We start from the raw sequence: 12,550 nt of genomic DNA on the forward strand, positions 1-12,550 counted from the left end.
GGCCGTCGTTCGTCGCGGCCAACGAGGCGGCGGTGGCGGCGATCGCGCGCCACACGGCCGGCCTGACCGCCATCGTCGGCTTCGCGGACCGCGCGGGGGCGATCTGTTCAACGCCGCCGCCGTGCTGCATGACGGACGTCTCGTCGACGTCTACCACAAGGCCTACCTGCCGAACTACGGCGTGTTCGACGAAGAGCGCTACTTCAAGGGCGGCGACCGCGCGCCGGTCTACCGCCGCGGCGATGCGCGCTTCGGGGTCAGCATCTGCGAGGACATCTGGTACCCCATCGGCCCGCCCGAGCTTCAGGCGCGATCGGGCGCCGCGCTGCTCGTGAACATCTCGGCCTCGCCGTTCGTGCAGGACAAGCACCGCATGCGCGAGCGGATGCTGCGCACGCGCGCCGCCGACAACACGGCGTTCCTGGTCTACTGCAACCTCGTCGGCGGCCAGGACGAGCTCCTGTTCGACGGCAACAGCCTCGTCGTCGGCCCGACCGGTGACATCCTGGCCCGCGGCGCGTCGTTTGCGCCGGACATGTTCGTCGTCGATCTGAACCTCGAGGAGGTCTTCCGCGAGCGCCTGCTCGACCCGCGAAACCGCAAGGTCCGCTTCGGCGCGTTGCGCGGCGCGGGCGGGCGCGGCGCCTGGCGCGGCGGCGGTGGCGCGGATGTGCCTGCGGAGATCGTGCTCGACGAAGTTCACAAGGTTCAGGTCGACAACGCCGCCGAGCGCGACGCCACACCGCCGTCGCCCCGCTTGTCGTCCACGCCGCCCACACCATCCACACCGCCCCCGCCGTCCGTGCCGCTCCGCACGCCCGCGGACCCCGGCCCGCCGCCGCTCGTCGATCTGGCGGAGGTCTGGGCGGCGCTCAAGCTCGGCACGCGGGACTACGTCCACAAGAACGGCTTCCAGCGCGTCGTCCTCGGCCTGTCCGGCGGCATCGACTCGGCGCTCGTGGCCACGCTGGCCGCGGACGCGCTCGGTCCTGCCGCCGTCGTCTGCGTCGGGATGCCGACACGCTACTCGGCGCCCGAGAGCCTCGGCGACGCCAGGGATCTCTGCGAGCGGCAGGGAATCGAGTTCCTGACGATCGGCATCGACGATGCGTTCCAGAGCTACCTCGACATGCTCGCACCCACGTTCGCGGGCCGCGCGCCGGACACGACCGAGGAGAACATCCAGTCGCGGATCCGCGGGAACGTCCTGATGGCCCTGTCGAACAAGTTCGGCTGGATGGTCCTCGCGACGGGCAACAAGAGCGAGACGAGCGTCGGCTACTCCACGCTCTACGGCGACACCGCCGGCGGCTTCGCGCCGATCAAAGACGTGCTGAAGATGCTCGTGTACGACCTCGCCCGCTGGCGGAACGCCCTCGGCCCCGCCCCCGTCATCCCGGAGCGCTCGATCCAGCGCCCGCCGACCGCCGAGCTCCGCGCGAACCAGACGGACCAGGACACGCTCCCGCCGTACGCCGTGCTCGACCCGATCCTCGTCGCCTACGTCGAGGACGAGCTGAGCGTCGACGAGATCGTCGCGCTGCTCGGCGCCGACCGCACCGTCGTGGATCAGATCGCCCGCTGGGTCGACCGCGCCGAGTACAAGCGCCGCCAGGCGCCGCCCGGTATCAAGATCACCGCGCGCGCCTTCGGGCGGGACCGCCGGATGCCGATCACGAAGCGGGTGACGGGGGTCGATTCGGCCGGGTGACGCGCGGATCCCTTCGGCCGGCGGCATCCCGCCCCTACCTCACGTCCAACACCGCCAACCCCCCTTCGCCCAGCGCCACGACCACCCGCGGCCCCACGACGCTCAGCATGGATGGCACGTACGGGAAGCCGGTCGCCGCCGTCCATTGCCCCGTCAGCGCCGGCCGCGCCGGATCGGTCGCATCGATGACGGCCGCGGAGAGCGTACCGCCCGGCGGCTCGGCCAGCGGCCCGCCGATGATGCGCTGGCCGACGACGTACAGGCGGCTGCCGTCGATTTTCATGTCGGCGACGGTGCCCATGTCGAGGCCGGCCGCGCCGATGACCCGTGGGGCGGCCATGTTCTGCACGTCGACCGCCCAGACCGCCGCCCGGTCGCGGCCGCTGCCCAGCCACGCGGCGTGGATCGAATCGACGGCGATGAAGGCCGTCCGACCATCCGCGCTGAGCGCCACCGCGGTGACGACGCCCGGCGTCGACAGATGGCCGCTTTCGCGCGGCGACGCCGGGTTGCGCGCGTTGATCAGCGTCAGGCCGGCCGTGCCGTCGGCCACGTACACCCGTCCGTCGCGCACCGCCAGGCCGCGCGGCTGGCCGGGCGTCTCGACCCGCCCCGCCCGAATCGGGATGCTGCGCGGATCGCTGACGTCGAAGACGGTGAAGCCCGCGTTCCGTTCGGCGACCCATGCGAACCCGTCGGCCAGGACGACGCGCCGGGCCGTCGGGCTGGCGCGCAGGCCGTCCAGCGCCGTCCCGGTGCTCGCATCGAGCGGTTCGGCCACGGGCGCGACGAGCTCGCCCAGCACCTGCAGCGTGCGGAGCGGCGTGAGCCCTCCGACGATCACGCCCATCTCACCGCGCATCGCCAGGTCGGTCGGCGGTAGCGGCAGCGAGATGTCCTTGAACCCGAAGGCGGTGCCGAGCGCCGGCTCGCCGTCCGACGGGCGCGTGCGCACCGGGCCGATGCCCCCGTTCACGGTCGTGGCGAAGGCCAGGCCGGTGCCGGGCGGCCCGGCGGCGACGGCGGCACTGAAGCCGAGCCCGGCCACCACGCCCTCGAAGACCGAGCCCTCACCCTCCGTGAAGTCGCCGTTCAGGGGGTCGAAGAGCGGCATCTTGGCGGCCGCGACGCTGCCGAGCATGCCGCCGGCGAACAGGAGCACCCCGTTGCCGGCCGCCATCGCGCGGCCGAGGCCGACGGCGTCGACGTAGGGCAGTTGGTCGAAATTGAAGGCATTCGGGCTGTCCTCGACGACGAACATCTGCAGCACCTCGCCCTGCCGCGACCCCACCCAGACGTTCGAGCCGACGGCCGCCACGAACGCCGGCTCGCCGCCGTTGAACCCGACCGACGTCTCGCCGACGAACCGTGGGTCGCGGCCCGACACATCGATCACGGTGAGGCCGCCTGCCGTGAGGACGAAGGCGCGATCGCGGGCCGCGGCGACGCCCCCGACCCCGGTCGCCACCGCCAGCCCGTCCGTGGTGCCGCCGGGTGCCGGTTGATCCGGCCGATCGAGGAGGACGAGCAGCACGGCCGATTCATCCGCCCGCGACAGCTGGACCACCGCCCGCCGTCCGGTGATCGCGACGCCGACGGGGCGCACGTCGCCGAGGTCGAGCCGCGTCGACTGCGGTACGGCGGCATTGCGCGCATCCACGGTCACCAGATACCCGCCCGAGTCCGTCGAGCCGACGACGGCGAACCAGCCGGCGGTGTCGTTGCTGCCCGCCGTGACGTCGATGGCACCGGGCGGCACGGCCACGCGCGCCGCCAGCCGCGGCCGGGACGGATCGGTGACGTCGAGCAGCCGCAGCCCCGTCCCGTCGCCGGCGGGAATCGCACGTGCTGCCGGGCCCGGGTCGCTGCCCCCGCCCGCGGTGATGCCGAACACCCCGAAATCCGTCACCACCGGCTCGAGGGCCCGCGGCGGGCCGACGAGCGCGGCCAGCCGGCCACGGGTGACCGCCAAGGCGATGATCCGCTCGCCGACCGTGGCCGATCCGAGGGGCTCGGGCCCCTCGCCCCGCCGCCGGTCGCTGCCCCGCAAGCGGTACGACGCCACCCGTGCCCCTGACGCGACATAACCGATATCGACGTCCGCCGCGGCCGAAGCGGCCACGCCGCCGAGGGTTGCGGCCAAGGAGAGCACCACGGCGGGCTTCGCCCCGGTCAGCCCGTTCGTGACGAGCGGCAGGAAGACGCGGTGGGCGCGGGCGGGGGTCGGGCGGAGCGGCGGTGCGGGCGGTGCGGGTGGGGGCGGGCCGCGCGGGCGCCTCCGTTGGCGCCGCGGTCGGCGCAACGTCCGCGCGGCGCTGCCAGCGCGTCAGGCCGTACGAGCCGGCCGCCACGAGGACGCCGCCGGCGTGGACCGGGTCGGCCGCAACGTCCAGTGCGTCCGCCGGCGCCGTCCACGTGCCGACGATGCCGCCCCCGCCGGCCAGCGGGGCATCCACCGCGACCAAGCGGTCGCCGGGCATGTGGCCGAACTCCGGGTCGAGACGGGCAAGCCGCACGATCGCCCTGCCGCCGACGTCCACGACGTCAAGCCCCGTGACGTCCGCGAAGCGTGCGATGCGGCGCGGAATGTCCGGCCGCGTGTCGAACGCGAAGAGGCCGCCCAGCGGGTCGACGAGCCAGGCGCGCCCGTCCCCGACCGCGAGGCGGGGTGCGACGAACCGGGCGTCCTCGCTGTCGAACAGCGTCTGGCCGAGCGGACGAGGTTGCATCGGATCGGACAGGTCGAACGTGAAGAGCCGGTCGCTGCCGGCCACGAGCAGCCGGTGGCCGACGGCAGCGACGTCGACGATCACGGGTGTGGACGGGGACAACGCGCTGACGGTCCGGATGTGGGCCGGATCGCGGGCGTCCATGACGTGCACGGCGCTGCCCGGGCCGACGACCGCGAGCCACCCCGGCCCGGCCGCGGGCGGCATGCCGGTTTGGACTTCGGTGATGTAGCCGATCGTCTGCGGCGCGCTGATGACGGTTGTGCTGACGATCCGCACGCCGCCGTTGCCTTCGACGATGTACAGCCGATCGCCGGCGGCGGTGATCCCTTGGACGTGCGTGAGCCCGGCGAGCGAACCGACCGGCGCGCTGGTGGCCACATCGACGATCGCCAGCCGTTGTCGGGCGGTCGCGCCGCGCGGATCGCCCTCGATGACGAACGCATGGCCGCCGACGGCGGTGGCGAGGATCGCGCCGCCGGACATCACCTCGCCGACGGCGGTGATCGAGGCGGGCTGGCGATGTTCGAGCACCGTGCAGCCGCCGAGCGCGGACGACAGCACGAGCCACGGCGTGTCGGAGGTGATCGGACCGAGGACGATGTCGGTCGGGCCGACGAACGTGGCCGTCGCGTGCCGGCCGAGCCGGCGCGGCGAGGCAAGCGTCGAGACGTCGAACAGGTCGATGTCGTGGAAGACCGCACGCGGCTGCGGATCGTCCAACACGTTCGGCGTGACGAGCGCCGCGAGCGTCCGGGCGCCGGCCGACCGCACATCGACCGCCGACACGATCCGATCGATGCGTGCCGCGACGTTGGGACGGTCCAGCCGCGCGAGATCGATCACGGCCGCACCCGCCGAGCCGCCGGCCACGGCCACGCTCCCGGCCGCCGCCACATCCACGAACGCGCCAGCCGGGCCGCCGAGCTTGAGCCAGCTCCGGACGGCCGGCTCGTCGGAAATCCGCACGTCGACGACGATCAGCCTGTTGCCGGCGTCCGGCCCTGCCGGCACCGAGCCGAGCACGAGGACCGTGCCGTCCAGCGCCGCCACGGCCCGCGCCTCGACGCCCAGCGGCAGCCAGCCGGCGTCGCGCGGCCGATATGGATCGGCGGCATCGACGACGAGCAGTCCGCCGCCGCCGACGGCGAACGCGATCAAGCCGTCGGCCACGGTGCTGACCGCCTGGATGGGTGGGCTGCCGGCGTCGGCGCAGGCTGCCGCGGATGCGCGGGGGCGCGGCGGGCGCATGGCGAGGGCGCCGTCGACCGCGGGGCGAGGGAGGCACAGGCGCGCCGCAATCTGAGGCGCGGTGCGGTCATCCAGGTCGATGACGGCCAGGCCCGCCCCGCCGAGCGCTGCGAACGCCGCTCGGCCGCCGGCCGTCAGGTCGAGCGGCGAGGCGGGCAACAGCCCGGTGCGGCCGACGATGTGCGGCGCCGTGCGGTCCGTCACGTCGAGGACGACCACCCGTGATCCGATGCCGGCCGCCACGGCACCGTCGTCGAGTGCGGCGACGGTCTCGGCGGTTCCGCCCGCGGCATCGATGAGCACGACGTCGCCGGCCGAGGGGTCTTGGGCGGCGGACCGCCCGGCGGGGAAGGCGCCGGCACCCAGGGCGAGGCCGACGGCGAGGGCCGCGGCGCCGAGGCGTGGGCTGAGGCGGCAGGCGGGGTTCGACGGCGGGATGCGGCTCATGGCACGTCTGCTCCTTGGCTGCGGCGATGTCGTGCGCAACCATACCACGGCACGCAGCGCGGACAACCCGTGAAAACCGCCGCACCGCCGCCGCGCAGCCGACGATCCGGCCCGATCGAGCGCATGATAAAATGATCAGCCCCGCCCGCCAGACAGGCCGGCGGCACGACGACACCGTCCGCCCGGCGGACGACGCCGAAGGCTCGAAGAGGCTGCCGTGATCCGTTTTCCGAGGTGGCTCGCCGTGGCGCTCATCCTCACCGCCGCGCTCGCTCCCGTTGCGTGCGGCGGAGCGCCGGGCGCTGCCGTGCCGACGCCGAGCGGCGTGTCGCCGTTCGGATCGACGCCGATCCCCGCCGCGAGCGACGGCTCGGCCGACGGCGCCGCCGCGTCCGACGTGCCGACCGCGGCGCGTTTCACCGCCGTCCAAGCGGCCTCCGGGCTGCACTTCCGACACGTCAACGGCGGCAGCGGCCAGAAGTACATGGTCGAGACGATGGGCGCCGGCGGCGGCCTGCTGGACGTCGACAACGATGGTGACCTGGACGCCTATCTGGTCCAGAGCGGGCCGCTGCCGGGTTACGCCGACGCGACGCCGCTGCCGAACGAGCTGTTCCTGAACGACGGCACGGGCCGGTTCACGAACGCCACGGCCACGAGCGGTGCCGGCAACACCGGCTACGGCATGGGCACATGCTTCGGCGACGTGCACAACGACGGCTGGGTGGACATCTATGTCGCCAACTTCGGCCCCGACGCGCTCCTGATGAACAACGGCGACGGGACGTTCACCGACGGCACGACGGCCGCCGGTGTGGCGAACACGTTGTGGGCGTCGAGCTGCGCGATGGCGGACTACGACCGGGACGGCTGGCTCGACATCTTCGTCGTCAACTACGTCGACCACAGCCTGGCGAACCACAAGCGCTGCGGGCCGGCCGAGACGCCGATGTATTGCCATCCGGACGTCTACAACGGGGCCCAGGATGTGCTCTACCACAACAACGGCGATGGAACGTTCGAAAACGTTGCGGTTTCGGCGGGCGTGGCGGACGACGACCCGTCGCAGGGCAAGGGCCTGGGCGTCATGTGGCTCGACCACGACGACGACGGGTGGATGGACGTGTTCGTGGCCAACGACTCGACGCGCCAGTTCCTGTACCACAACAAGGGCGACGGCACGTTCGCCGAGGTCGGTGTCGAGCAGGGGGTGGCGTTCGATGCCGAGGGGAAGACCGAGGCCGGGATGGGGATCGCCGTGGGCGACATCGACAACGATGCGCGGCTCGACCTCTTCCTCACGACGCTCGACGTCGAGAGCAGCACGCTCTACCACAACGGGTCCGGCGGCTGGTTCGAGGACCTCACGGACGTGTACGGGCTCGGCGTCGATCCGCAGTCGCGCGTCGGCTTCGGCACGACGTTCCTCGACGCCGAGAACGACGGCGACCTCGACCTCTTCATCACGAACGGCCACATCATCGACAACATCCAGCTGACGAGCCCGCGGCTGACGTACGAGCAGACGGACCAGCTCTTCCTGAACGGCGGCGACGGCCACTTCACGGACGTCTCCGCCCAAGCCGGTGACCCGTTCGGCGTGCCCGGCGTCGGTCGATCCGCCGTTGCGGGCGACCTCGACGGCGACGCCGACCTCGATCTCCTCGTCACCCACAACAACCGCGACGCCGTCGTGCTCCGCAACGACGCGAGCCCGCGCGGCCACGCCGTCGCCCTCGACCTGCGCAGCCGGTTCGGCGGCCGTCCGGCGATCGGCGCGCGGGCGACGGTTCGTGCCGGCACGCGCGCTTGGGTGGCCGAGCTGGCCGCCGGCGGGAGCTACCAGGGGCAGGGCAGTTCCGTGCTGCACGTCGGCATTGGCGATGCGGCGGCGGTCGACGAGATCGTCGTCCGCTGGCCCGAGGGATCCAGCCAGACGGTGGCGGGCGCCGATGTGCGCATCGACGCGGTGACGCGCATCGAGCAGGCCGGGGCACGATGAGCGCAGCCGCCGAACGCGGACGGGCGAAGGGCCTTGCGGCGACCACCGCCACCGGGACCACCGCTCGGACGCGCTCCGTGCGCACGATGGCGGCGGTGAGGATCGCGGCCGCTCTCTTCGCCACCCTCGCGACCGCCGGCTGCGGCGCCGGCGTCGGCACGCCGGCCGTCCGGGGCGAGCCGGCCACCCCGAGCGCCGCGGCGCTCGAGTCGCTTCGCCAGCTCGACACACTGGTCGATGCCGGCAAGCTGGACGAAGCCGTGACGCTGGCGGGCGGCTTGGTCGAGCGCGAGCCGAACGCGGTCGAGATTCGGCTGGCGCACGGCCTCGTCCTCGGCCAGCGGGACGGCTTCGCGGCCGCGGTGCCGGTGCTCCTTGGCGCGCTGGCGGTGGACGAGCGCCACGTCCCGACGCTGACGGCGCTGGCCCGCGGCTACGACGAGGACGGCGACACGGCCAACGCGCTGACGTACGCGCGGCGCATCCTGGCCGTCGATGCCCGGAACGGCTACGGCGCGGCGCTCGTCGGCCGGGCGCTCATGGAGGGCGGCGACTACGACGGGGCGCTGGAGGTGCTGACGCGGGCCCAGGGAAGCGGCATGGCGGACGTGTTCAGCTTGATGGGCCGAGCGTACGCGCGCAAGGGCGAGGCGCCCAAGGCCGAACAGTCGTTCCGACGGGCGCTCGATCTTGACCCGCGCTCGCTGGAGGCGACGCTGAACCTTGGCCAGTTGCTGGTGCGCGACGGGCGGACGGCGGAGGGCCAGCTACTGCTCGATCGCCACAAGGCCCTCTCGGCGGATGCCGATGCCGCACAGTTCGCGGAGCAGTCGAGCCAGGTGTCCGGTGCCGGATCACAGAACTTCCTCGTGCTGGGTGAGGCGCGCCGCACGCAAGGCGATCTGGCCGGCGCCGCGGACGCGTTCGAGCGCGCCGCGGCACGCGACCCGAGCGACGCGCGCCCGCTGATCGGGCTGGCGACGGTGGCGATGGACCGCCGCGCCCATGACGAGGCGCTCGAGTTCGCGCGCCGGGCCGTCGCGCTTGACGGCCAGTTGCCGCTGGCGCACCTCCTGTACGGTGTGGAACTCGTCCGGGCCGGCGAGGTGGAAGCGGCGGAGGCGGCGCTCGACCGATCGCGACGGCTCGCACCGTGGCAGGCGCGCGAGTGGGACATGGTCGGCCAAGCGCTCGTCGACATCGACGAGCTCGACGATGCGATCCGGGCATACGACGAGGCGCGCAAGCTGGCCCCGACGGACGACGTGATCGCCCTTCGGCTCGGCTACCTGCACTACGCCCTCGGCGACTTCGCCGGCGCCCGCGACGAGCTGCGCGCCGCGTCCGAGCGGTCCGTGGACAACGGCGACCTTGTGCTCGCCCTGGCGCTGGCGCTCGACCGGCTGGGCGATCCAGGAGTCGATGCGGCGCTGGACGAGGCGGTGGCGCGGTATGCCCGCCAGCGGGTCGGTACGCCCCAGGAGCGCGTCGCCACGTTCCGCATCTTCGAAGGCGGCGACGCGACGCTCGCTCGCTTCCTCGAGCGCTCGCGGGCCGCAGGAGCGGGCGCGACGGCGGCGCCCTGAGCGTTTGCGCCTTAGGCGATCCGCCGCGCATGTGTCAGAATCGCCCCTTCATCGCCCGTCGCCCCCAAAGCGGTTCCGCCGTCCCCCACCTGCCGAGCGGCTTATCTCGATGGACCCCTCCTCCCTGCCGCCGCACCCGTCCGGTGCGCGCGTGCCGCCAAGAATCGCTGCCGCCTGGCGCAGGCGCCACCCATACGTGGTGGCGTATGCCGTGCTCGTCGTGCTCGTGCCGCTCGGCGCCTGGCTGTGGCGGACGCCGAGCGCCCGTTCCGGCGGCACGGGCGGCGAGGCGACGGTCGTGGCGCGGCACGGGACGTCGGAGGGCGGTGGCATCGACGCGCCGCAGGGCGACCGCGACGGCGCATCCGGCGGAACGCCCGCCGGCCCGAGCGCGACGCCGTCCATCACCCCGACGCCCTCGATCTCGCCCACGCCGTCCGATACGCCGACGCCGACGCTCTCGCCCACGCCGACGGACACGCCGTCGCCGACGCTTTCACCGACGCCGTCCGTCGAGGACATGGTGCCGATCGTGCCCGGGATCGACCAGACGATGAAGGACCGGCTGCGGGGCATCGTCGGCACGGGGCAGGGCATGGGGCGGCGGGCCGACGTCCTGATGAAGGTCGGCGACAGCCTGACCGACAACACGTACTTCCTGGGGCAATCGGGTTGCGGCTGGACGGCGCTTGACGCGTACGCGGACCTGCAGCCGGTGATCGACCACTTCCGCGCCGGCGCGCTGGCGCCCGAGCTCGAGACGAGCGGCTGCGCGGCGAACAGCCTCACGCGCATCAGCTGGGCGGCGAACTCGGGCTGGACGGCCGCGGCCGTCTTCGGGACGTACAAGGAGCCGCGCGCCGAGTGTCCGCCGCCGGACGATTACGCGCTGGCGTGCGAGCTGAGGCTCATCCAGCCCGGCGTGGCCGTCATCCTGTTCGGAACGAACGATGCCCAGAACGACATCGACGTCCGCTATTACGAAAGCACGCTGCGCCGGATCGTCGACGAGCTTGCGGCCAAGGGCGTCGTACCGCTGCTCACGACGATCCCGCCGCGCCTCGACCGGCCGAACGCGCACGCGCGGATCACGTGGTACAACCAGGCCGTCGTCCGGGTGGCGCAGGGGAGCCAGGTGCCGCTGATCAACCTCTGGCGCGCGCTCTGGTCGCCGGACGTCGTGAACGCCGGGATGGCCGGCGACGGGATCCACCTGAACACGTTCGGCGGGGGGCCGTCGAACTTCACGCCCGCTGGGCTGCGGTTCGGCGTGAACCAGCGCAACCTCATCACGCTCCAGGCGCTCGCGCGACTCAAACGCGTCGTGTTCGACGATGGGCCGCCCGAACCATGATGACGCGAGGCTGAGGGCGCCGTGCTCTTCCCGACGCTGACGTTCGCCGTGTTCTTCGTGCTGGTCTTCCCGATCAGTTGGGCGCTGCGCCCCCATCGCCAGCGCTGGCAGTGGTTCATGATCGCGGCCAGCTACCTGTTCTACGGCTGGTGGGATCCGCGCTTCGTCGCCCTGATCGCACTCTCGGCCGCCGCCAACGCCGTGTTCGGCCGCCGGATCCACGCCGCCGCGGGTGGGCGGCGGCGGGCGTGGCTGTGGCTGGCCGTCTCGTTCAACCTCGCGCTCCTGGGCTGGTTCAAGTACTACGGCTTCTTCGCGCGCGAGGTCAACGGCGTGCTCGTCGACCTCGGCTTCGATGGCGGCATGCGGCTGTTGGACATCGCGCTGCCCGTCGGGATCTCGTTCTTCACGTTCCATGCCATCAGCTACGTGGTGGACATCGGCCGCGGCAAGCTCGAGCCCGTCGGGTTCGCCGAGTACGCCGTCTACGCCGCGTTCTTCCCGCACCTCGTCGCCGGGCCGATCGTGCGCGCCAGCGAGTTCCTGCCGCAGCTGTTCGTCCCGCGCGCCCTCACGCGCGCCGACGTGACGCGGGCCGGGGCGCTGATCGCGGGCGGGATGTTCAAGAAGGTCTTCGTCAGCACGTTTGTCGCCGCCGCCATCGTCGATCCCGTCTTCAGCGTGCCCGATCGCTACGGCTCGTTCGACGTCCTCATCGCGATCTACGGCTACGCCGTGCAGATCTATGCCGACTTCAGCGCGTACACGGACATCGCCATCGGCGTCGCGCTCCTTCTCGGCATCTCGTTCCCGCAGAACTTCGACCGGCCGTACGCCGCCGCCAGCATCCAGGACTTCTGGCGCCGCTGGCACATGACGCTCTCGCGCTGGCTGCGCGACTACCTCTACATCCCGCTCGGCGGCAGCCGCAAGGGGCGCGTCCGGACGTACGTCAACCTGCTGCTGACGATGACGCTCGGCGGGTTGTGGCACGGCGCGAGCTTGACGTTCGTGGCGTGGGGGGCGTTGCACGGGGCGGGGCTGGCGGTGGAGCGGTTGGTGGCGGGTGCATCCGGGGCGGTCCGTGGTGTCGGTGGCGGCGGCGATGTCGCGTCGGCGTCGCGCCCCGTTCGCCTATGGCTCGGCCGGCTGATCACGTTCCACTTCGTGTGCGCCGGCTGGGTCTTGTTCCGCGCACCGACGTTCGACGCGGCCGCCTTGATGTTCCGGCGCCTGTTCACGGCCGGCGGCGCGGTCGAGGTCGCCTCGGTCCCCGTCGTCGCCGTGATCGCGCTCGCCCTTGCCGCCCAGCTCGTCCCGCCGGGGGTCGGCCGCCGCGCCGCCGACGCGTTCGGCCGGTTGCCGCTCCTCGTCCAGGGCGCGGCCGTCGGTGCGGCGCTCTTCCTGGCGATCGCCCTCGGGCCCGAGGGCGTGGCGCCGTTCATCTATTTCCAGTTCTGATGGAAGCCC

The 12,550-nt window shown here is 72.8% G+C and carries 6 protein-coding genes; 5 read left to right on the plus strand and 1 reads right to left on the minus strand.

The window, feature by feature from the left end; genetic code table 11:
• Positions 1 to 103: 103 nt before the first annotated feature.
• Entirely contained in the window at positions 104 to 1,711 is a 1,608-nt protein-coding gene (locus IPG72_04110; protein ID MBK6768206.1) for an NAD+ synthase, read from the plus strand.
• 34 nt (positions 1,712 to 1,745) lie between these two features.
• On the opposite strand, the gene IPG72_04115 is transcribed toward IPG72_04110, so the two are convergent.
• Positions 1,746 to 3,476, minus strand: coding sequence for a hypothetical protein (locus tag IPG72_04115; protein MBK6768207.1), 1,731 nt, complete (start codon positions 3,474 to 3,476; stop codon positions 1,746 to 1,748).
• A 2,879-nt stretch (positions 3,477 to 6,355) separates the two neighbouring features.
• On the opposite strand from IPG72_04115, the gene IPG72_04120 reads away from it, so the two are divergent.
• The 4 genes from IPG72_04120 (at position 6,356) to IPG72_04135 (ending at position 12,541) form a co-directional block, all read left to right on the plus strand.
• Positions 6,356 to 8,140, plus strand: coding sequence for a CRTAC1 family protein (locus IPG72_04120; GenBank protein MBK6768208.1), 1,785 nt, complete (start codon positions 6,356 to 6,358; stop codon positions 8,138 to 8,140).
• Complete coding sequence (locus tag IPG72_04125) at positions 8,137 to 9,726, plus strand: tetratricopeptide repeat protein (protein ID MBK6768209.1); 1,590 nt, start codon at positions 8,137 to 8,139, stop codon at positions 9,724 to 9,726. Before IPG72_04120 ends, IPG72_04125 begins: the two co-directional genes overlap by 4 nt.
• A 109-nt stretch (positions 9,727 to 9,835) precedes the next feature.
• Positions 9,836 to 11,080, plus strand: coding sequence for an SGNH/GDSL hydrolase family protein (locus IPG72_04130; protein MBK6768210.1), 1,245 nt, complete (start codon positions 9,836 to 9,838; stop codon positions 11,078 to 11,080).
• 21 nt (positions 11,081 to 11,101) lie between these two features.
• Positions 11,102 to 12,541, plus strand: a complete 1,440-nt coding sequence (locus tag IPG72_04135; GenBank protein MBK6768211.1) for an MBOAT family protein — start codon at positions 11,102 to 11,104, stop codon at positions 12,539 to 12,541.
• Positions 12,542 to 12,550: the final 9 nt, after the last annotated feature.

The organism is Candidatus Avedoeria danica, assembly GCA_016703025.1.
Lineage (GTDB): Bacteria > Chloroflexota > Anaerolineae > Epilineales > Epilineaceae > Avedoeria > Avedoeria danica.